At 73.1% G+C, this 21,815-nt stretch carries 16 protein-coding genes; 5 read left to right on the forward strand and 11 right to left on the reverse strand.

The features are described 5' to 3' along the window. The first annotated feature begins 29 nt into the window (after positions 1 to 29). Entirely contained in the window at positions 30 to 2,372 is a 2,343-nt protein-coding gene (gene treY, locus PYR72_RS13315) for a malto-oligosyltrehalose synthase (RefSeq protein WP_275455551.1), read from the forward strand. A 209-nt stretch (positions 2,373 to 2,581) separates the two neighbouring features. Further along, the gene (locus PYR72_RS13320) at positions 2,582 to 3,835 is read left to right on the forward strand and encodes a M14 family zinc carboxypeptidase (protein ID WP_275460401.1); all 1,254 of its coding nucleotides are present in this window, start codon (positions 2,582 to 2,584) and stop codon (positions 3,833 to 3,835) included. A 58-nt stretch (positions 3,836 to 3,893) separates the two neighbouring features. On the opposite strand, the gene PYR72_RS13325 is transcribed toward PYR72_RS13320, so the two are convergent. The 3 genes from PYR72_RS13325 to PYR72_RS13335 form a co-directional block, all read right to left on the reverse strand. Continuing rightward, positions 3,894 to 4,301: an SSI family serine proteinase inhibitor gene (locus PYR72_RS13325; RefSeq protein WP_275455552.1), complete on the reverse strand. Its 408-nt coding sequence runs from the start codon at positions 4,299 to 4,301 to the stop codon at positions 3,894 to 3,896. Continuing rightward, entirely contained in the window at positions 4,298 to 5,662 is a 1,365-nt protein-coding gene (locus tag PYR72_RS13330; RefSeq protein WP_275455553.1) for a M14 family zinc carboxypeptidase, read from the reverse strand. The genes PYR72_RS13325 and PYR72_RS13330 overlap by 4 nt, the downstream gene beginning before the upstream one ends. Before the next feature lie 153 nt (positions 5,663 to 5,815). After that, positions 5,816 to 6,367, reverse strand: coding sequence for a DUF1707 and FHA domain-containing protein (locus PYR72_RS13335; RefSeq protein WP_012999847.1), 552 nt, complete (start codon positions 6,365 to 6,367; stop codon positions 5,816 to 5,818). 255 nt (positions 6,368 to 6,622) lie between these two features. Here PYR72_RS13335 and treZ point away from each other — a divergent pair, with 255 nt between their 5' ends. Continuing rightward, on the forward strand, positions 6,623 to 8,368 hold the full coding sequence (gene treZ / locus PYR72_RS13340; RefSeq protein WP_275455554.1) for a malto-oligosyltrehalose trehalohydrolase: 1,746 nt from the start codon (positions 6,623 to 6,625) through the stop codon (positions 8,366 to 8,368). Positions 8,369 to 8,410: 42 nt separating this feature from the next. Here treZ and PYR72_RS13345 read toward each other — a convergent pair whose 3' ends face one another. From PYR72_RS13345 to cyc2, 4 genes are all read right to left on the reverse strand, one after another. Next, positions 8,411 to 9,337, reverse strand: a complete 927-nt coding sequence (locus PYR72_RS13345; RefSeq protein WP_275455555.1) for an aminoglycoside phosphotransferase family protein — start codon at positions 9,335 to 9,337, stop codon at positions 8,411 to 8,413. Positions 9,338 to 9,385: 48 nt separating this feature from the next. Continuing rightward, positions 9,386 to 10,459 (reverse strand): aminopeptidase P family protein, encoded by a 1,074-nt coding sequence (locus PYR72_RS13350; RefSeq protein ID WP_275460402.1) that lies wholly within the window; start codon positions 10,457 to 10,459, stop codon positions 9,386 to 9,388. Between the two features lie 259 nt (positions 10,460 to 10,718). Further along, positions 10,719 to 11,336, reverse strand: coding sequence for a PDZ domain-containing protein (locus tag PYR72_RS13355; RefSeq protein ID WP_275455556.1), 618 nt, complete (start codon positions 11,334 to 11,336; stop codon positions 10,719 to 10,721). Positions 11,337 to 11,483: 147 nt separating this feature from the next. Continuing rightward, on the reverse strand, positions 11,484 to 13,691 hold the full coding sequence (cyc2, locus tag PYR72_RS13360) for a germacradienol/geosmin synthase Cyc2 (protein WP_275455557.1): 2,208 nt from the start codon (positions 13,689 to 13,691) through the stop codon (positions 11,484 to 11,486). Between the two features lie 429 nt (positions 13,692 to 14,120). Here cyc2 and PYR72_RS13365 point away from each other — a divergent pair, with 429 nt between their 5' ends. Further along, entirely contained in the window at positions 14,121 to 15,044 is a 924-nt protein-coding gene (locus PYR72_RS13365; RefSeq protein ID WP_275455558.1) for a helix-turn-helix transcriptional regulator, read from the forward strand. An 885-nt stretch (positions 15,045 to 15,929) separates the two neighbouring features. Here PYR72_RS13365 and PYR72_RS13370 read toward each other — a convergent pair. The 4 genes from PYR72_RS13370 to PYR72_RS13385 all read right to left on the reverse strand — a co-directional run bounded on the left by PYR72_RS13370 (position 15,930) and on the right by PYR72_RS13385 (position 20,258). Then, positions 15,930 to 16,193 (reverse strand): DUF397 domain-containing protein, encoded by a 264-nt coding sequence (locus PYR72_RS13370; RefSeq protein ID WP_343245525.1) that lies wholly within the window; start codon positions 16,191 to 16,193, stop codon positions 15,930 to 15,932. Positions 16,194 to 16,545: 352 nt separating this feature from the next. After that, positions 16,546 to 17,706, reverse strand: a complete 1,161-nt coding sequence (locus tag PYR72_RS13375; protein ID WP_275455560.1) for a damage-control phosphatase ARMT1 family protein — start codon at positions 17,704 to 17,706, stop codon at positions 16,546 to 16,548. Further along, positions 17,699 to 18,310, reverse strand: coding sequence for a hypothetical protein (locus PYR72_RS13380; RefSeq protein WP_275455561.1), 612 nt, complete (start codon positions 18,308 to 18,310; stop codon positions 17,699 to 17,701). The genes PYR72_RS13375 and PYR72_RS13380 overlap by 8 nt, the downstream gene beginning before the upstream one ends. 136 nt (positions 18,311 to 18,446) lie before the next feature. Continuing rightward, on the reverse strand, positions 18,447 to 20,258 hold the full coding sequence (locus PYR72_RS13385; RefSeq protein WP_275455562.1) for a S8 family serine peptidase: 1,812 nt from the start codon (positions 20,256 to 20,258) through the stop codon (positions 18,447 to 18,449). Between the two features lie 385 nt (positions 20,259 to 20,643). On the opposite strand from PYR72_RS13385, the gene PYR72_RS13390 reads away from it, so the two are divergent. Then, positions 20,644 to 21,732: a lytic polysaccharide monooxygenase gene (locus PYR72_RS13390; protein ID WP_275455563.1), complete on the forward strand. Its 1,089-nt coding sequence runs from the start codon at positions 20,644 to 20,646 to the stop codon at positions 21,730 to 21,732. Positions 21,733 to 21,815: the final 83 nt, after the last annotated feature.

The raw sequence follows: 21,815 nt of genomic DNA on the forward strand, positions 1-21,815 counted from the left end.
AATGTCGTGGGGCGGGTACGTAGGACTGCATGACCTCTGTCGTGCCTGCCGCCACCTACCGCCTCCAGCTCCAGCCCGGCTTCCCGTTCGCCGCCGCCTCGGCCGCCGTGCCGTACATCGCCTCCCTCGGCGTCTCCCATCTGCACCTCTCCCCCGTGCTGGAGGCCGTGCCCGGGTCCGCGCACGGGTACGACGTGGTCGACCACGGGCGGGTGCGGGAGGAGCTCGGGGGTGAGGAGGGGCTGCGGGCGCTGGCCCGGACCGCCCGGGACCACGGGCTCGGTCTCGTCGCGGACATCGTGCCGAACCACATGGCCATGGCACCCCGGCACAACCGGGCGCTGTGGGAGGTCCTGCGGGACGGTCCGGAGTCGCCGTACGCGCGGTGGTTCGACATCGACTGGGAGGCACAGGGCGGCCGGGTGCTGCTGCCGGTGCTCGGCGGGCCGCTCGGCGCGGAGGCCGGGCGGTTCGTGGTGGAGGGGCGGGAGCTGCGCTACTTCGACCACAGGTTCCCCTTGCGCGAGGGCACCGAGAAGCTGCCGCTGCCGCAGCTGCTGGACGCGCAGTGGTACCGGCCGGTGTGGTGGCGGCTGGCCCGGACGGAGCTGAACTACCGGCGGTTCTTCAGCATCTCGGAGCTGATCGGGGTGCGGGTCGAGGACCCGGACGTCTTCGACGCGACCCATGCGACGGTCCTTCGGCTGCTGGAGGAGGGCGTCCTCGACGGGCTGCGCGTCGACCATCCCGACGGGCTGGCCGATCCGGGCGCCTATCTGCGGCGGCTGCACGGGGCGACGGGCGGGCGGTGGACCGTCGTCGAGAAGATCCTGGCGGACGGGGAGCCGCTGCCGGCGGACTGGCCGGTCGCGGGGACCACCGGCTACGACGCGCTGCGGCACGTCGACGGGCTGTTCACGGACCCGGCGGGGGCCGGTGAACTGCTGGGCGAATACCGGCGGTTCACCGCCGCTCAGCCGGACCGGGGCGGCGCGTGGGAGGCGACCGTCCGCCGGGCCGCGTACCGGGTGCTCACGCACGAGCTGGTCGCCGAGGTGGAACGGCTCACCCGGGTGGCGCACCGGCTCTGCGAACGCTCCCCCGACCTCGCGCTGCGCGACCAGGCGCCGTGGGCGCTGCGCACCGCGCTGTGCGAGCTGCTCGCGCGCATGGAGGTGTACCGGCCCTACCCCTCCCAGGACGCCTCGCTCGTCGTCACCGAGGAGGCCGCGGCCGAGGCACGCGCGCTGTTCGTGGTGCCCGAGGAGGCCCGCTCGGTGGACGCCGTACGGGATCTGGTGCTGGGCCGGGGCGGTGAGGGGCCCGAACACGCGGAGTTCCGGGCGCGGTTCGCACAGACCTCGTCGGCGCTGCGGGCGAAGTCGGTGGAGGACACGGCGTTCTACCGCTATGTCCCGCTGCTGTCGGCGAACGAGGTGGGGGGCGATCCCGGGAGTCCGGCCGTGTCGGTGCGGGACTTCCACGCCTACTGTGCCCGGATTCAGCGCGACTGGCCCGCCACGGGAACCGTGCTGTCGACCCACGACACCAAGCGCAGCGCGGATGTGCGGGCGGCCGTCGCGGTGCTCGCCGAGTGCCCCGGGCGATGGGCCGGCGTGCTGGCGGACGTGACCCGGGACGGGCCCGGCGCACCGGATCCGCAGCTGGCGTGGGCGGCCTGGCAGACGGCGTTCGGGCTCGGACCCGCGGACCCGGACCGGCTGCGGGAGGCCCTGCTGAAGCATGTGCGGGAGGCCGGTCTGCAGACCTCCTGGACCGAGCAGGACCCGGAGTACGAACGGGCAGTGGCGGACTTCGTCGCCCAGGGCCCCGCCGTGGACGCGCGGGTCGCCGCGCTGCGCGAGGAGCTGGAGCCGTACGTGCGGGCCAACAGCCTCGGCGCGGCCCTGGTGCAGCTGACCATGCCGGGGGTGCCGGACCTCTACCAGGGCACGGAGGGCGAGTACCGGGCGCTGGTGGACCCGGACAACCGCCGGCCCTTCGCGCCGCGGGACGAGGAGCCCGACGGGACCGGCACCGACAAGTTCCGGCTCACCTCGGCCGCGCTGCGGCTGCGGGCGCGGCGGCCGGAGGTGTTCGGGGACGCGGCGACGTACGTGCCGCTGCCGGCGGACGGACCGCGGGCCGGGCACTGTGTGGCCTTCGCGCGGTCCGGGGAGGTGGTCACGGCGGTGACGCGTCTGTCGCTGCGGCTGGCGGAGGCCGGGGGCTGGGGCGACACCCGGCTGAGGCTGCCGGAGGGCCGGTGGGCCGAGGTGGCGGGCGGGGGACGGGAGTTCACCGGCGACGTACGGGTGGCGGACCTCTTCGCGACCCTGCCGGTCGCGCTGCTGGAGCGGGTCGGAGTGTGACGGGCCCTTCGGCGCGGACGCGGCCCTGCCGGCGCCCCGCCGGGTGACGCGGACGCCGGCGGCCGGGGAGCGACGGCCCGCGTGGCCGAAAACGACGAGTGCGCTCGGGCGCCCCTGGGCGCCGCCCCCCATATGGACGGACACTGGGCATATCTCCCACCCGGCCGCGCCGGGTGCGCGGATGCTGATGCCAGGTGGACTGGACGGGGGTGGGTCTGCTGTCGGAGCTCGGTTATCCCACGGTGGCGGAACTGGAGGCGGGGGCACGGACGCTGACGGAGCGCCGGCCGGGGCTGTGCTCGTTGCGGCGGATCGGGGTGTCCCGTGCGGGCCGGCCGCTGCGGCTGCTGTCCGTCGGCCATGCGAGACGGGCGGTCCTGGTCGTCGCGGGGGCCCACGCGAACGAGCCGACCGGCGGCTCCACGGTGCTGGCGCTGGCCGAACGAGTGGCGCGGGAGCGGGAGTTGCGCTCCGGCGTCTCCTGGCACTTCGTGCTCTGCGCGGACCCGGACGGGGCGAGCCTGCACACGACCCCGGCGCCGCGCACGCTCCTCGACTACCACCTGGGGTTCTTCCGTCCGGCCGGTCCCGAGCAGCCGGAGTGGTCGCCGTCGGTGCTGCCGCCGGACCGGCTGCCGCCCGAGACGCACGCCCTGTTCGGCGTGCTGGACGAGCTGCGGCCCTACCTCCAGGTGACCCTGCACGGCACGGATCTCGGCGGCAGCTGGGTGCAGCTGACGAGGAACGTGCCGGGGCTGGCCGAGCCGTTCGCCAAGTCTGCGGCCGAGCTGGGCATACCGGTGGAGAGGAGCGCCTCGGACGCCGCGGGCTGGCCCGTGTCCGGGCCGGGGGTGTTCGTGATGCCCCGGCCGGGCGGTCACCCCGCCTACCCGAGCCTGCCGGACGACGCCCGGCACAGCACCTGGTACCACGCCCATCGGTACGGCGGCCTGACCGCGGTCGTCGAGGTGCCGATGTGGGCGAGCGACCTGGTGGACGACATCGCCCCGCACCCGGCCCCGGCGGCGGCGCTGCGGCATCTGGCGCGGCGGCTCCTCGCGGACGCGGGCCGGGTGGAGCGGGTGCTCGCCGAGGAGCTGCCGCGGCTGCCGGGGCCCGAGGGGCCGTTGCTGCGGGCGGCCCGGTGGGCGCTGGCCCTGGTGCCGGGGCTGGCCCGGGACTGGACCGACGGGCCGCCGCCGGACCTGTCGACGGCGTACGTGGGCAGTGTGGACGCCTTCGGGCGCCGGCTGCCGTTGCGGGCCGCGGCGATGCTGCGGCGTGTCCTGGCGGACGCCGACGCCCCGGGGGCGCCGTTCCTGGAGGACCTGGTCGCCGAGTGGTGCGAGTCGTTCGCCGACCGGTTCCGCGCGCGGCGGGTGCCGTTGGCCGACCAGGTCGAGCACCAGGTGCGGACGGTGCTGGCCGCCGCGGCCTGCGCGCGGGGGGACGCGGGGTTCTGAGCGTGCCCGCCCGGCGCACCGCCGGGCACGGCGCGGGGCCGGGGAGGCGGCGCGGGCGTCAGTCCGCGAGGGCGAACACCGCTCCCGTCCGGGCCGCCATCACGCACGCGTTGGCGAAGGTCTGCTCGTAGGCGACCTGCCGACCGCTCCACCGGCCCTCGGCGGAGGCCCGGACGGGGGCGTAGATCTCGGTGCAGACGGCGGGCCGGTGCGGGATGCGGGCGATGTCGCCGTCGGACCCGCGGAGGTCCGCGCAGGCCTGGGTGGCGCGGCCGTGGCCCTGGGGCGGGTCGCACAGGAGCAGGGTGCCGCGGGTGTCGGAGGAGCGGGCGTCGCCCCGGGTGAGGGAGACGTAGAGCCAGTCGCCCTGGACGGCGGCGGTCCGGGCGGGGGCCGAGGCGGCGACGGTGAGGAGGGCGAGGGCTGCGAGCAGGCCGGCGCGGGCCGCGCGGGTGGAGTGCGTCATTCCCGGTGCATCGGCACGACGGGCTCGGAACTCCATCCCGGCTCACCCGAAAGGGAGTCGTCCGCCCGTCCGGCGGCCAGTTCGAACGCGGCGAGGACCACGCGGGCCTGGTACTCCGCCTGGCGGGCGACGGGGATCCAGCGCGCCCGGTAGCCGTCGCGGTAGTCGGCGCACCACAGGTCGACGAGCCGGTCCAGCTCGGGCAGCGCGTCCGCCGGGTCGTGTCCCGCGCGGGTCACCAGCTGGTGCAGCAGCCCGGCGGTGCGCAGGGCGACCCGGCGTCCGGAGATGGCGAGGGTGGTGAGCCGGGCGGTGTCGAGCGGGGGCAGCGGGCGGGCGGCGGCGTCGTGGACGTCGGGGTCCCAGGAGTCGGCGAGGCCGGGTCCGACCAGGAGGTAGTCGTCGACCGGGGCGAGGAACCGGGCGGCGTCCGGGCCGCGGGTCACCGAGGGGCGGACGCGGGCGAGGATGCCCTCCAGGAGCCGGGTGTCGCGGCGCAGGGCCTGGCTGACCCGGCGGAGCACGGCGTCGGCGTCGGCCGGCAGGGAGGCGTCCTCGACGGCGCTCACGCCCCACATCGGTGCCTCGACGACGGCGGTGACCGTGCCGTACCGGTGGGGGTGGTACCAGGTGGACTCGACGGCGGCCTCGGTGATGGCGGCGGCGAGGTCGCCGCGGCTCGGGGGCGGGATGCGGTAGACGGCGGGCCCGAGGCGGGGCCAGTACAGGGTGTCGTACGGGCTCAGCTCGCGCGGGATGTCGAGGCGGGCCGCGGCGCCCGCGACGCGCCGGTCCAGACCCGGCAGGTCACGGGTCAGCTCCACGAAGCCGCCGCCGACGTCGACGCCGTGCAGCGAGCACTGGAAGAAGGGCCGCAGCTCGTCCTGGAGGTCGAGCAGGGTGCGGGTCTCGGGCATGACGGCACCGCCGGCGCCGTCGGGCAGCCACTCGGGCTGTTCCAGGAAGCCGGGGCGGAAGAAGTGCCGGAAGTGGTGCCCGAGGGTGTACGGGCCGGACAGCCAGCCCTCGTTGCGGCGGGAGCCGTCGGGGTCGAGGCTCAGCAGCAGGTTCCAGGTGGTGTCGGCGGCGTCGGCCGGCCGGGGGTCGGCCAGGATCCGTTCGGCGAGCCGGAGGACGGTGGCGCCGCCCACGGGTTCGTTGGCGTGCGGGCCGGCGACGACGAGGGCGTGGCGGTCGCCCCGTCCGACGGACAGCAGCCACATCGGGGTGCCGGCCCGCGAGGTGCCCACGCGGCGCAGCCGGGCGCGGTGCGGGTGGCGGTCGACGAGCCGGGCGGCACGGGCGGACAACTCGTCCACGGTCGGATAACGGAGGAGTGGCGGCAGGGCACACACCTCCACGAATGTGGTGCCGTCGGTTCACCTGGTGTGCATGGTGTACCCACAGTCAGTCACGGCCGAGAACGTGCGTCAACACCCTGGAAGGCAAGGGAAGGTGACAAACTCGCTGCGTAAAGACCAGGCCAGAGCTTTGCCGTGGGTTCGGTCGGAAGGTCACTCCGAGGAGAGCCGGAAGTTCATCCGGCCGAAACTGACCTGATCGCCGTCGCGGACGACGGCCGCGCCGATCACCCGACGGCCGTTGACCGTGGTGCCGTTGGTGGAGCCGAGGTCGCGCAGGATCCACAGGCCGCCCTGACGGCTCAGCTCGGCGTGCACCCGGGAGACCGTCTCGTGGCTGAGCCGCAGACCGCTGCCGGGGTCGCGGCCGATGCGCAGGGCGTGATCGCTCCCCGGGTGCGGCAGCTGGAGCTTCGGGAGCCGCTCGGCCTGCCAGGCGCGGCGCAGCTTCACACCGAAGCCGGAGACCGCCCCGACGGTGCCGAGCACCAGCCGCGACCAGCGCTTCTCGACGGGCAGATCGGCGGTGAGCGCGGCGAGTTCGTCGGAACGCCGGGCGGTGAGCGCCAGCTCCATCCGCCGGATGAACGTGTCGTGGGACAGGCGGCCGAGTGCGACGCCGTCACGGAGCGCCCTCAGCGCGCGGTCGCGCTCGGCGTCCGACAACCGCGCGGGATACGTGTGGAACTCGAAGGACGACGTCACGCGTGTGATTGTCGGTCAGGGGAGCCGGGGGTGTCCAGACAAGCCGTGAACGGTGACCATCCCCGGACACATCCCCGGACACCCGCCGGACCGGAGGTGCGACCCATGGGGCGAATGCGGCGATCCGGCCGCGCGGAGATCCCGTGTGGCGCACGATGGAGGCGAGCGGTTCCGGTGACGCGTCGGGTGCGTGCCGGAGCGGCTCGGCCCCCGACCACCCATGACGACGACCGGCAGCCGAGGGAGAACCGTTCCGTGCAGTTCGAGGTGTGGGCACCGCAGGCCGACCGTTCGACGCTCCACCGCGCGGGCGCGACGCACGCGATGGAGCGCGATCCGCGGCGGCCGGGGTGGTGGACCGTGGAGGCGGAGGCCGCGGACGGCACGCGGTACGGCTTCGCCGTCGACGACGGCCCGGTCCTCCCCGATCCGCGCTCGCGCCGGCAGCCGGACGGCCCCGACGGGCTGAGCGCGGTCGTCGACCACGGGCGGTACGCGTGGCGCGCCGCGTGGCCGGGACGCGGGCTGCCGGGCGCGGTCCTGTACGAGCTGCACGTGGGCACGTACACGCCCGAGGGCACCCTGGACGCGGCCGCCGGACGCCTCGCCCATCTGGTCGAACTGGGCGTGACCCACGTGGAGTTGATGCCCCTGTGCCCGTTCCCGGGGACGCACGGCTGGGGCTACGAGGGCGTCTCGCCGTGGGCCGTGCACGAACCGTACGGCGGTCCCGAGGCGCTGAAGCGGTTCGTGGACGCGGCGCACGAGCAGGGCCTCGGCGTCGTGCTCGACGTCGTGCACAACCACTTGGGCCCCTCCGGCAACTATCTGCCCGCCTTCGGGCCCTACTTCACCGAGCGGCACCACACGCCCTGGGGGGCCGCGGTCAACCTGGACGCGCCCGGCTCGGACGAGGTGCGGGCGTACTTCCTGGACAGCGCGCTCGCCTGGCTGCGCGACTACCGCCTCGACGGACTGCGCCTGGACGCGGTGCACGCGCTCCGGGACACCCGCGCCCTGCACTTCCTGGAGGAGCTGTCGGCGGCCGTCGACGCGCTCGCCGCCCAGGTGGACCGGCCGCTGTTCCTGATCGCCGAGTCGGACCTGAACGACCCGCGCCTGGTGACCCCGCGCTCGCGGGGCGGGCTCGGACTGCACGCCCAGTGGAACGACGACTTCCACCACACCCTGCACACCACCCTGACCGGTGAGTCGCAGGGCTACTACGAGGACTTCGCGCGGGCCGGCCTTTCGGGTCTGGCGAAGACCCTGACGGGCGGCTACTTCCACGACGGCACGTACTCGTCGTTCCGGGAGCGCCACCACGGCCGCCCCCTGGACCGTACGAGCCTGTCCGCGCACCGGCTGCTGGGCTACACCCAGACCCACGACCAGGTCGGCAACCGCGCGCAGGGCGACCGCCTCGCCGCGACCCTCTCCCCCGGCCTGCTGGCCTGCGCGGCCGCGCTCGTGCTGGCGGGCCCGTTCACCCCGATGCTCTTCATGGGCGAGGAGTGGGCCGCCTCCACCCCCTGGCAGTTCTTCACGGACCACACCGATCCGGACCTCGCGGAGGCGGTACGGCGCGGGCGGCGCCGGGAGTTCGCGGCGCACGGGTGGGCCGAGGAGGACGTCCCCGACCCCCAGGACCCCGCGACCCGCGACCGCTCCTGCCTCGACTGGTCCGAACCGGCGCGCGAGCCGCACGCCCGGATGCTGGCCTGGTACCGCACCCTCATCGCCCTGCGCCGCGCCCACCCCGACCTCTCCGACCCCGACCTCTCCGACGTCAAGGTCGCCCACGACGAGGAGGCGCGGTGGTTCGGCTTCCGGCGGGGTGACGTGTGCGTGGCGCTGAACCTGGGCGAGAAGACCGCCTCGATCCCGGTGGGGGTGCCGCACGCGCGGGTGCTGGCGTCCTGGGACCCGGTCGCGGCGCCGGGCGCGGACGGGGTGCTGACGCTGGGCGGGCAGTCGTGCGTGGTCCTGACGGTGGCGTGATCCCCGGGCCTCCCCCGGCCCCTCTCCCCCCGGTCCTCGCCCTCAGTCCTCGCCCCGCAGATCCGTCACCCGCTCCAGCAGGATCGCCTCCCAGGCGTGCCGCAGGCGGTGCCGCAGGGCGGGCAGCGCGGCCGGGGCCGGGCCGCGCAGGCCCTCCGCGAGGGCGATGACCGTGTCGCAGCGGGCCAGCCAGAGGCCGCGCAGGCAAGGGCGGGCGCCGTACCCCGCGAGGGTGGCCGCGCGGACGGCGGCCGGGGAACCGACGGCCGTCGCGAGACCGGCGATGTCCTCGGCGGGGTCGCCGACGACCGTCCCGGTCCAGTCGAGGACCCCCCGGACCCGGCCGTCCGCGCTCACCACGAGATGGTCGCCCGTCAGGCCGTGGTGGACCAGCACCGCCCCCGGCGCCGTCAGCTGCGCGGCGCTCCCGGACGTCAGCTGCCCGAGCCGCCCGGCGTCGAACTCGTCGGCGCCGGCGAGGACCCGCGCCGCCCGCCCGGCCGCCGTCCGCAGGGTCTCCAGCGAGCGCGGGGCGAGCCGCGGCACCCCGAGGGCCTCGGCCTGCCGGGCCGGCACCTCGCGCAGCCCCGTCAGCAGCGCCGCCAGGTCGGCCTCGCCCACCGCGGACACATCGTGGTCCTCGGCCGTACCGCCCGGCAGCCTCGTGTCGAGCGTGTAGGTGAGCCCGCCCGACCACTCCCCGTGGGCGACGCTCACGGGGACGGCCACGCCGATGTGCGGACGCACCAGGTCCCGCAGCCGCAGCTCGCGCTTCTGCCGTACGACGGCGTGCCGGTCGGTCGTCAGACGCAGCACATGGCGGGTGCCGACCCACCAGGTGCGGTGGGTCTCGTCCCCGGCGACGGGCCGTACGTCGGGTCCGTCGCCGCTGCGGCCGGCCCCGTTCCGCAGCAGGGAACGGACCAGCAGGCGGACGCTGTCCGCGGTGGGTGTCGGTGCCTGGGTCATGGTCGCGCCGTCGTCCGGGGGCTCAGAGCAGCGAGGGTACGCGGTGGGTCACTCGACCACCGCCATCTCGCGCGTGGTGTTGTTGAGGCGTCGGCCGCCGTCCTCGGTCACCGCCACGATGTCCTCGATCCGGACGCCGAAACGGCCCGGCAGATAGACCCCGGGTTCGACCGAGAAGCACATGCCGGGCACGAGCGGAAGCTCCTCCCCCTCGATCATGTACGGCGGCTCGTGGGTGGTGACGCCGATGCCGTGCCCGGTGCGGTGGACGAAGCGGTCGCCGTACCCGGCGTCGGCGATGACGGCGCGGGCGGCCCGGTCGACGTCCTGGCAGGCCGCGCCGGGCCGTACCGCGCGGAAACCGGCCTCCTGGGCGGCCCGCACCACGTCGTGCACCTCGCGTTCCTCGGCGGCCGGCTCACCGACGTGGACGGTCCGGGAGGTGTCGGAGCCGTAGCCGTCCTTGAGGCCGCCGAAGTCGAGGACGACCATGTCGCCGTCGCGGATGACGCGGTCCCCGGCCTCGTGGTGCGGGTTGGCGCCGTTCGGGCCCGACGCGACGATGGTGAAGTCGACCTGGGAGTGCCCGAACCGGCGCAGCAGCGCGGCGAGGTCCGCGGCGACCTCGGCCTCCCGGCGTCCGGCGAAGGACACCTGCCGGATCTCCTCGTAGGCCCGGTCGGCGGCCGCGCCCGCCGTCGCCATCCGCCGCAGCTCGGCCTCGTCCTTCACCGCCCGCAGCATGGGCAGGGCCTCGGTGAGCGCCGTGAACGACGTCCCCGGCAGCCGCCGCCGCAGACCGAGCAGGTGCAGCGCCCAGGTGTTGTCGCTGACACCGAAGCGGCCGCCCGGGCCGAGGACGGCGAGGGCCGCCTCGTAGGGGTCCTTGCCGTCCGTCCAGTCGTGGAGCGTGAGCGCGGGGCCGCCGGGCGCCGCGGCGGCGTCCGGGGCCTCCAGGGTGGGGACCACCAGCACGGGGTCCTCGCCGTCGCGCAGGACGAGCATCGTCAGCCGCTCGGTCTCCGGCGGCCGGTGCCCGGTCAGCCACACCAGGTCGGGGCCGGGCGCGACGAGCAGCCCGTCGAGCCCGGCGTCCGCGGCGGCCCGGGCCGCGCGCCGCATCCGGGCCCGGTGGTCGTCGGCGGTGAAGGGCGGCAGTGGCGCCCCGGCGGTGACGGGCGGGGGCGGGCCGTCGGAGCCACGGGGCGCGGCGGCGTCCCCCTCGCCGGATGTGCCGGTCATCCTTGCCTCCGTCCGCTCGGAGCTGCCCTGGGCCTACGGGCAGCATCCTGCCCCTCCGCCGCGGCGCACGCGAGCCCATTGCGGCATCACGCCGGCCGGCGCGGGGCCCCCGCCATGGGCTCGCGTGCGCCGGCGGCGGTCAGGTGGCCACCCCCGGCACGGCGACCAGGTACTGCCGGGCGCCGTTCGCGTGGCGTACGGCGAGTCTGAGGGCCGTTCCGGGGCGGGCGGCGGCGACCGCCCGCGCGAGGTCGGCCGCCGTGGCGGTCCGGGTGCCGCCCAGGGACAGGACGACGTCACCGCGGACCAGGCCCGCGCGGTACCCGGCGCCGGGCACATGGACCCCGGCCACGAGCGCGCCCCTGCCCTGTGCGTCCCCCGGGGCGTCGACGACATCGACGCCGAGGGTCGGGCGTACGGCCGCGACGGGGACCGCGGGCGGTGCACTCCCCCGCCCTGACACGGAGTTCAGGGGTGTCGTCCGGGAGCGGCCGTCGTCGGGCCGGGCGGCGTCCGCCGGCGCCGGCTCCCGCGACGGGGCGAGCCGGCTCATGCCGGTCACCGTGGCGCCCATCGTGCCGAGCCCCACGCCCGACAGAACGAGGATCACGCAGGTGACCAGGGCGGACAGCAGGGTGATCAGTCGTTGCCGGGCGCGACGGGGCGCGGCGTGCGGGCGCCGGGCGATGCCCGACGGGCGCTCGTCACCGGACTCCCGGCCCGGCATGGGTTTGGGTCTCAACGCGGTCTGTTCCATGGTGTCGCCACCTCCGGCCGGACACCTACCCGGCCCGTCATGGCCCGACGAGCCACGAAAGAGTGAGACTGACACCCCGTCATGTCGACCCCAGGCGCCCGCCGGGACCCGGGCGGCGGCGCCCCGCCCGGCGGACCCCGGCGGGAGTCAGCCCGTGCGCACCGGTGTGAAGGACAGCGCCGGGGGGCGGTCCGGGACGAAGTTGTGGGCGCGGCGGGCCAGGAACTCCGGCTTGTAGCGGTCCACGCTGCGGTGCCAGTTGAGGATGCCGGCCATCCAGTTCTGCAGGTCGGTCACATAGCCGCCCATGACGGCCCGCGCCTCCCGCGAGAGCCGGAAGTCGTCGTAGACGACGGGGAGTTCATGGGCGACGACATGCTCGAACTGCCGCATCCGCTGGGTCATCAGATCGTGGACCACACCGAGCGCGGCCGGGTAGTCGCAGCCGAAGAAGTTCTGCACGACGAGGATCGCGTTGTGCACCTCGCCCTCGTACTCGATCTCCTTCTGGTACGAGAACACGTCGTTGATGAGGCACCCGTAGTCGATGGCCGCGTTCTCCAGCGAGCGGACGGGGCCGCTGCGGTACACCTCCGGCGGGATCTGCGGGCCGTGGCCCATCCGGCACATGCTGAGGGTGAGGTCGGAGCCGAAGGTGGCGCGGCGCATCTCCAGGTAGTCCACCGGGTCGGGGACGCGGTGGTGGATCTGGTTGAACACCTCCCACACCCAGCTCTCGGTCATCTTGTCGACGGACTCCTTCAGACCGCGCCGCTCGTCGGGGGTCATCGCCGCCGTCGTCCGCGTCCACAGGTCGAAGAGGGCCCGTTCCATGGCGTTCGCCGGGAGGGGGACCTGCTCGCCGTCGAGGGGCATGCAGTCGGAGAGGCGTGCCGTGGTCAGGCGGGCGGCGGCGAGGTCGCGGCGGTGGCCGAAGACCAGGGGGTAGTAGTCGTCGCCGTAGGTGCCCCAGGCCAGCCAGGCGGAGCTGAGGTCGAGTTGCCCGGGGGTGGCGTCCGGGTCGAGGCCGGCCGAGCAGAGCGGCAGGTCGGCGGCGGCGAGCCGCTCCTCGTCCCAGACGCCCTCGGACAGGATGCCCATCGCGTGCGCCCAGGCGGTGAGGCGGGGTCGGGCGCCGTCCAGGTGGGGGCTGAGCGCGACCCGGAAGGGCATGAGGAAGTCGGGCAGGCGCGAGGGACCGACCTTCTGGTACGGCTGGTGCGTGTGGGCCCGCAGTCGCTGCGCGGCGGCGGTCGCGAGCAGCGCGCCCACGTCCGCGGCGGACGTGCCGTGCCCGGCCCGGGTGGCCAGGGCGGGGCCGGAGAGGAGCGCGCCGCCGAGGTCCAGGGGGCCGCGCGCGGACGTGGCGCCCTCGTTCATGTAGCGGCTGGAGCGCATGTGCCACTCGTGGCCGCCGGACTGCCAGTCCTGCAGCCCCTTCGTGTAGGCCGCGACGGCGGCGAGCTCGCCCGGTGTGAGGCCCTTCTCCACGGCGATCGCGGGGACCTCGGTGAGCGCGGTGTCCTCGAACTGGTGCAGCCGGGAGGTGAGGATGTCGTTGACGGTCTCGGCGGCCTGCTGGGTGCCGCAGCCGAAGAAGGTCTCCAGGACGAGCACGCCGTTGCTGTTCTCGCCCTCCTCCTCGACCTCCCGCTGGTAGGAGAACAGGTCGTTGCGCAGGTGGACGGCGTCGGAGAACGTCTCCATCAGCACCCGCAGCGGCCGCGTGTCCGCGACGGACTCCGGCACCTCGGCGGTCGCGTACTCGACCAGTCCGGCCGACCAGGGCGCGCCGCCGACCTTGCGGCGCATCTCGATGTACTCGACCGGGTTGGCGATCCGGCCCTCGTTGATGTTGGACAGCTCCCACATCGACTCGTTGAGCAGGTGCTCGGTCGCCACGGCGAAGCGGCGGCGCCAGTCCGCCGACATCGACGGCACCGTACGGGCCCACAGATCGGCGAGGCCCGCCTCCACCGGGTTCCGCGGCTCGGGTACGGGGACGGAGAGGTCCAGCGGCATGAACAGCGGGAGCCGGTCGAGGTGGGCCTTGCCGCCGGGCCGGTCCTGGGAGCGCTTGTAGAGCTCCAGGAAGTGGTCGTCGAAGAAGAACACCCACACGTACCAGTCGGTGATGAGCGAGAGCGCCGGCCCGTCGCAGTCGGGATGGGTGTACGCGCACAGCAGTCCGTAGTCGTGCGCGTCCAGGTCCGCCTGGTTCCATACGCCGGAGCCCTCCAGCATGCCCATCTCCCGCGCCCACACGGAGGAATGGGCACGGGCCTCTTCGAGGTGGGGGTTCAGCCGCGCGGGATACGGCAGGTAGAAGTGCGGGAGTGCGAACGGCTGCGTCATGGCCGGGCCCTACCCGTGGCCCCCGGCGGGCATCCGGACGGGGGCACATGATCACACCATCGCGTGAACCTGGACGATTTCTTCGTACCTCCCCCTCCAGGTGCGTCCGTCCGCTCAGTCGGAGGCCGTCATGTGTCCGACGCTCCGTGCTAGCACGTTGCGTTTCCTGCAATAAGGCGAATTTAAGAACGAAATCATTTGCCGAGCGCAGGCCTGGACGACGCCTGCCGACCGTCAACAGACCGGATGTGACCGCTGACTGCACATCAGCCTGCCGACCGAAGTGAAATCTGAGGTGCATGGGGTGTATGAGACAGCGGGCCGAGTCATGTGACTCCGCAGAAAGACGGCCTGCTTTATGCGTCGTACTGGTCAGTCATTTTCCAGTTGGCGATGCGACAATCAGCGGTATAGCAGTTTGGGGGACGGATGGCGACACCGAGCAGAGGAAGCCCCGCGATACAGCGACTGCAGCTGCGCACCGAACTGCGGAAGGCCAGGAACACCGTCGGCCTGACGCAACGCGAGGTGGCGCACGAGATGGAGTGGTCGCCGAGCAAGCTGCTCCGTATAGAGTCGGGCGAGGTAGGCATTTCAGCGAACGATCTTCGCTCGCTGATGAGGCTGTACAACATCACCGATCGCGTGATGATTGATCGGCTGCTCGAACTGGCTCGGGGAAGCCGCAAGATGCCGTTCGTCGAGTATCGAGACATTTACGGGCAAGAGTTCCTGGACTTCCTCGCAATGGAATCGTCTGCACTGGTGACCCGCAGCTTCCAGCCCCTGGCCCTACCAGGACTGCTACAGACCGAGGAGTACGCGGCGGAAGTCATCCGCGCATTCACTCCGGAACGGTTCTCGGAGCATCAGCGGCAACGCATGCTCGAGGGGCGCATGCTCCGTCAGGAGTCCCTGGAACGCGATGACGCCGAGTTCTACTTCCTCATCGACGAGGCGGTACTGCGAAGGCAGGTGGGCGGCCCAGGCGTGATGCGGGCGCAGTTGCGCCGACTGGCCCAGCTCGCGGCCCATCCACGCAGACAGATCATGATCCTGCCCTTCAGTTGCGGCATCCTCGCGTCTCAAGGTCCCTTCACGTTGTTCGAGTTCGAAGAGGGCATGCCGCCGTTCGTCTACCTGGAGAACCTTCGCGGGACCGCCAGTGTCAGCACGGCGACCGAGGAATTCGTCAAGTTTCTTGAGCTGTTCTGGGCACTGGAGGAGCAAGCCATCAAGGGAGAGACGGTGCCTCGGATCCTGCTCCGGATGGCCGAGTACATCGAGGCGGAGCCGGATGACCTGAGGCCACCCTCCCAGGAAGGCGAGGACGAGATCTCCCACACCGCCTGAATCAACGCGGCTTCGTCCTCTCTCGATCGCACCCAGCGCGCTCGGCACCGGCCGACAGGCAGCAGGGGCTGGCGCTCGGCATACACAAGGGGGCGCACAGAAGCATGCCTAGTCGCATCGATGAACGTCCGGCCACATGACTGTGGCTCCGCACAGGCGAAGCCACAGCGGGGGCGGTTTCGCTGCAACGAGACGCGCCCCCTGCTGATCGCCCGGGCCACCGGAGATCAGCGTATGGAAACACGGTCGCGCACCACGGCCCGGATGGCAATCACCCAGGTGATGCAGGGGGCGGGCCGACGCGGCGCTACCACGTGTAGGTAGGTGTGCTCACCGAAGCAACCGAATAAACCACCAATCTGCTACATGGCGTGTGGCGAGATCGCAATCGGCAGCGCGCCAAAATGATGTACCGACTCCATGACCAGACCCGGTGGATTCGAGAGTTCCGCATGGCATCGACCAACACCTGATGAATGATCACGCGGGACCGAGGGAATTCGCCCTGCAGGAGACCATCGCCTGCAAGCGAGGGTGCTCCGCACCACCAAGACCCGGGCCATCTGGAGTACATCGATGCATGATCACGAATCCGCACCCGAACAGTCGGGGCAGGAATCGCGAAACGCCCACTCTCGCCACCGTCTTCACACCAACGCCTTGGCCTCCGCATTTGTTGCGGTGGCCTCACTGGCCGCAGCGGTCATCGTTCTGATTCTCACACCCGATGAGACAGGAATTGCGACTGCGGGAGCAGTGGCAACTGCCGGACTGGCCCTCGCGGGCCAACTCGGCGGTTCAGGCCGATAAGGCGTCACGACTCAAGAGATCTACCGCAGCTGCGCAAGCGCCGCGGGCGACCGGGGATTCGCGTCCGGCAACAGGTCACATATCGCCGGATGCGGATCTCTCATCACTCACCAAGAGACCCGTACCGAGGAACGCCCGCCAAGGCTCTGGCCGAAAGGTCAACACTCCGGGATCCATTCCCTTCGAATCCCGCACACGGACCTCACGCCCCGTAGATGCGACTTCGACACACTGATTACCTGCGATATCGCTGAAGGTCGATTTGCGATACGACCACGAGTGGTACATCGAGCCCGATTCTTTCGGCAGCAGAACAGAAGAGTGCGCACATTCCGACATATCGGACGGCAGGGACCCTATCGTACACAGGGAACGCGGGGCACTTGACCATCAGCGGCCGCCCAGATCACGGTAGTTGTCGAGCCCAACTCGAGCAGCGCAGCCATGAGGATAGGCCACCTGCCAACCCCCCGCTCAGCAAAAGCCGAAGTGTCATGCCGTCACGGCACGCCCCCTCCCTGCACGTGACCTCCCGTGCAGTCGGCTCATAAGCCGATCCGACAAGTCGAGTCCCCACGAATGCGAGGTCCGCTGTCTCCAGGGCGGGAGCCATGGCCGATCGCCCACTCGCGCAAGGTCTTCGGAAACGGGGCAACCGTGGCTGCGCGGGCCGCATGTCCCGCCAACCGCCTCAGCCCCTGACCTGGATCAGCGCTCTCGTCCCGCTCGTCCGCCAGCGTTGTCCCTCGGCGGTGACGAGGGCCGTCTCCGTCTCGGGGGTCAGGCCCGTGACGACGTCCGACTTGAGGGTGCGCAGGGCGGCCACGGGGCCGGGGAAGGTGGAGGTGACCTCCGCGAAGGGGGTGGTGGGGGGCCAGAGCCGGTCGCCCACCAGGCGGCGGTAGTTGAGGTCGCCCTTCATCAGGGTCAGGTCGGCGGAGGCGAACTCGGCGCGCAGGTCGGCGGGCATGTCCGCGTAGGGCAGCGGGGCGCAGGAGAAGGGGTGGGCGCGCAGGGTCAGGCGGCCCTCGGCGAGGGCGGCGTGCAGCCGGTGGCCCGCGTCGGTCTTCGCCGCGACCAGGTGGCGTACGGCGTCGAGGGTGTCGGCGGTTGTGGCGTCCGAGACGAAGTACGGGTACGGCTTCAGGTGCAGGACGGCGCGGGCGAAGTGGCCGTGGGTGAGGAGGTGGTCGACGAGGAGGAGGTCGGGGATCAGTTCCCGGCCCGCGTTGTCGGCGACCAGGCACAGGACGCGTCCGGCGGTGGCGTGGTCGCCGCCCGTCAGCAGGGTGAGCAGCGCGTCGGTGTCGTCCGCCACCAGCGGGGACGAGGCGGCGCTCTCGTCGGCCTGCGCGGTCTGGAGGCGGAAGCCCAGGTCCGCCCGGTTGCCCCAGAGGGAGCCGTGCAGGAGGGCGAGGAGCTGGTCCGGGAGGGGCCGCTGCGACAGCGGGCCCAGGGCGGTGAGTTCGGCGGCCGCCTCGGGGGTGTCCAGTTCGGCGAGCTTGAAGGGGCGGAACGGGTCGACGCCCTGCCAGGGGCCGGGGCCGAAGTAGCCGACGGCGCGCAGGAGTTGGCGGTAGAAGCAGCTCTCGGCGACCAGGAAGGGCAGGGAGAACCAGGAGCGGCCCGCGTGGCGGCGTACGTCCCAGGTGTCCCACCAGTCGTCGTCCGGCGGTGGTTCGACCGCGCCGTGCAGGGTGTTGTCCAGCAACGCGTCCAGGGCGCGGCGCTGTTCGGGGCCGTAGGGGGTCGCGTCGCGGACCTTGCGGAGGAGGGCCGGGTGCCGTTCGGCGAGGACGCCGTGCGGGAAGGAGGCCGGGTCGTCGGCGTGGACGACGGGGGCGTCAGGCATGGCCGTAGGTGCCCCTCGGGTCGGCGGGGCCGGCCGGACCGGCGGGTGTCCGGGGCGGGAGTTCCACGGTGGCCAGCCGTCCTTCCATGTACCGCTCGAAACCGGCCTCGGTCCAGACGTACTTGCGGAACTGGTCCGTCGTCAGCGGCACCGGCCACGGGCTGCCCGTGGGGTAGAAGACGCGGTCGCAGGGGGCGCAGTGGTGGGCGGGCCGCCACAGGGCGTCCGCGCGGGGACCGCCCGCCGTGACGGCGGCACGTTCGCGGGCCTCGCCGCGGATCACCCAGAGGGTGCCGGCGAGGAGGAGGACGGCGAGGACCGCGCCGCCCGCCGTGTAGAGGGGTTTGTCGTTCTGTGCGCCGCTGTAGGCGAGGCCCGCGCCGATGCCGGCGAGGACCATGCCCTCCAGGAAGTGCGTGAAGCTGTCGAACCGGGAATGCGCGCCCGGGGCCTTCGCGAGCCGGTCGGAGAGGCCGGAGCGACGGGAGTCGGGGTCGGCGCAGGCGTCCGGGACCGTGCGCACCGCGGGCCCCGAGGCCCCGCAGCGGGGGCAGGTCACCGGGGCCGGCACGGGTGCGGGCGCCTCGGAGTTCTCTGTCGGCATACGCATACGCTAACGCCCGGCGCACATGAGCCGGCGGCCGGCCGATGCCCGCTCGCATCGGCCGGCCGCCGGCAGTGGGGGGTGGCGGTCCTGCGGTCCGGCCGTCCGGCCGGGGGTTCGGCCCGGGGGCCGAGGATCAGAAGGTCAGCTTCCAGCTGTTGAGGCGGCCGGTGTCGGCGGCCGCGACGTCCTGGACGCGCAGCTTCCAGGTGCCGTTGGCGACCTCGCTGGAGGCGTTCACCGAGTAGGTGGTGACCAGGTCGTCGGCGCTGTCCGAGCTGGATGCCTTGAGACGGTAGGTCGAGCCGTCGGGGGCCACCAGGTCCAGGACCAGGTCACCGCGGTAGGTGTGGGTGATGTCCACGCCGACCTGGAGCGCCGAGGGCGCGTTGCCGGTGCGACCGGTGACGGAGATCGAGGACTCGACCGCGGCGCCGTTGTCCGGGATGGACAGGGGCGTGGTGTTGGTGAAGGTGGTGCCCCCCGTGGAGCCTCCACCGGTCACCGCCTGCACCGTCTTGGCCGCGTCGGCGAGGCCGGCGCCGCAGCCGCCCGAGCAGGTGCCCGGCAGAGCACGCGAGTTGGTCTTGATCGCGGACTCGATCTGGGCCGGGGTCAGCGCGGAGTTCGCCGACTTCACCAGTGCGGCGAGGCCCGCGATGTGCGGGGCGGCCATGCTGGTGCCCTGGTAGTAGTCGTAGGACTCGCTGCCGGGGCCCGAGGCACCCGCGTTCAGCGTGGACAGGATGCCGCCGGACTCGACGGTGCGGGTCTCGCCGCCGGGGGCCGCGATGTCGACGACCGAACCGAAGTTGGAGTAGTACGAGCGGGAGCCGGCGCGGTTGGTGGCCGCGACCGAGATCACGTTGTTGCAGCTGGCCGGCGAGTAGTTGGCCGCGTTGGCGTTGCTGTTGCCCGCCGCGACGACGACCGTGGTGCCGCGGTTCACGGCGGCGTTGATCGCGGTCTGGGTCGCGGAGGTGCAGGCACCGCCACCGCCGAGGCTCATGTTGATGACCTTGGCGACGTTGGTGTTGGCGGGCACGCCGGAGACGGTGCCGCCGGACGCCCAGGTGATGGCGTCGATGATGTCGGAGTCGTAGCCGCCGCACTTGCCGAGGACCCGCAGCGGGGAGACCTTGGCGCCGTAGGCGATACCGGCGACACCCTTGCTGTTGTTGGTGACGGCGGCGATGGTGCCGGCCACGTGGGTGCCGTGCCAGGAGGAGGTGCTGGCCGGGTCGCCCGCGGCGCACTCGCCCGCCGCGGTCCAGTCGCCCGGGTCGGCCGGGTTGCTGTCACGGCCGTTGCCGTCGTTGGCGACCGTGGTGTCGGAGATGAAGTCGTAGCCGCCGACGATGTTCGCGGCGAGGTCCGAGTGGGCGACGTAACCGGTGTCGATGACGGCGACCGTCACCCCGGTGCCGGTGACCTTGTCCCAGGCGCCCGGCACGTTCATGCCCGCGGTGGCCTCGTACAGGTCCCACTGCTTGCTGTACTCGGTGTCGTTCGGGGTGGCCATCGCCTTGTTGAGGCGGTCCGGGGCGACATAGGCGACCTGCGGGTCGGCCCGGTACTCGGCGATGACGTCGGCGACGTCCGCCTTGGTGACGTCGTCGCCCAGGTCGACGAGGGCGGCGCCGCTGCCCAGCCGGCGCTGGAAGTCCAGGCTCTCGCCGGTCTCCTTGCCCTTGGCCGCGGCGTCGGCGTCGGCCGCCTTGTTCGAGGTGGCCTCGGTGGCGCCGGACTTGTATCCGACGATCAGGCGCTCGGCGGTGGTGCCGGGCGCGGCCTCGGTGGCACCGGCGACGGCGGGCGTGGTGTCGGCCTTGGCGGAGGGGGTCTGGGCGACGGCGACGGAGGAGGTCATGCCGGCCACGAGGGCGACGGAGACCGCGGCGACGGATATGAGCTTCCGTCCGGTGGGGCGAGAGGTGGAGGTTCGCAAGGGCTTCGCCTTTCGTGGCCTGCTCATGTCAGGGGAGGAGCGGGCGGTGAAACGCTTCTTCATCGAAGCGGCGGGGGGTCCGGAAAGGGATGGCGCAGAAAGCCGGCCAAGCGCGAGCCGTCCACCAGGGGTTACCTATGGTTCGGCTGTGCGATGACAGTAGGCAAAGTGCTGGTCATGGGGATACGGGGAAAACCCTCGACCCCCCGGGAACTCCCCTATGCGGCAGTGCAGTCGGGTCCCGATGTGCCGCTTCGCCGGGTTTGCCGAGGCACCTCCGCCCCGCGGCGCCTGGCCGGATCCGGCCGGTCGAACGGGATCGCGGCGTTGAACGCGGCACCCCCGGGTCCCGTACGACACGGTGGACCGTCAGCCTCCCGCCCCCTTGGATCGGACGTATCGGATGTACCGCCTGTCCGCCCGCCGCACCGGCACCCACCCGGCCGGTGCCCACCGGCCCGGCGCCCACGGCGACGCCGCCCACCGCGACGCCGCCCACCGCGACGCCGGCCGTGGCGACGGCGGCCGCCGGGCCGCGGTCGCGACGGCCGCCGCCGTCGTCGTCGCCCCGCTGCTCCTCACCGCGGGCACCGCCACCCCGGCGCGCGCGCACGGCGCGCCGACGGATCCGGTGAGCCGGGTCTCGGCGTGCTCGCCCGAAGGCGAGGCGCAGGGCTCGGCGGCGTGCAGGGCGGCCGTCGCCGCGAACGGCGGCCCCTTCACCGCGTGGGACAACCTGCGGATCGCCGGGGTGAACGGACGGGACCGCCAGGTCGTCCCGGACGGGCAGCTGTGCAGCGGCGGGCTCGCGCCCTACAAGGGGCTCGACCTGGCCCGCGCCGACTGGCCCTCGACCCGCCTCTCCCCCGGCGGCACGCTGAACCTGACCTATCGGTCGACGATTCCGCACACGGGGACCTTCAAGCTGTTCCTGACGAAGCCGGGCTACGACCCCACGAAACCGCTGTCCTGGTCCGATCTGCCCGAGCGGCCGTTCGCCTCGGTCACGGACCCGCCGCTGCGGGACGGCTCGTACCGGTTCTCGGCGAAGCTGCCGGCGGACCGGTCCGGGCGCCATGTGCTGTACACGATCTGGCAGAACACGAGCACGGTCGACACCTACTACTCGTGCTCGGACGTGGTGTTCCCGAAGACGAAGCGGGCCGACTCCGGTACGGGCGGGGCGAGTTCCGCGAAGACGCCCGCCGCACGCGAGGGGGCCGGGGCCGGGAAGCCGGCCCCGGGGACGCCCGCGCCCGCCTCGGCGGCGCCGAGCGGCAGTACGCAGGCCCCGCCCCCGGACAGCGGCGCCGGGGCACCGGCGGCCGACCCCGGCGCTCCCGTCGCCTCCACGACGAACGAGAGCGGCACCTCCGTACCGCTGGTGGCGGGCGGCGCCACGGCCCTGGTCCTGGCCGTGGGCGCCGTCCTGTTCCTCCGCGGACGCAGGCACCGCTCTCGTGTCGACGACTGACCGGCCTGACGGGCCGGCCGCCGGTCGGGCGGCCGGCCCGTCCGGGCCGAGTCGGTTACCGGCCGCCGGACCGGTAACCGACG

The sequence above is a fragment of the Streptomyces sp. VNUA24 genome, from assembly GCF_029167005.1.
GTDB classification, from domain to species: domain Bacteria; phylum Actinomycetota; class Actinomycetes; order Streptomycetales; family Streptomycetaceae; genus Streptomyces; species Streptomyces scabiei.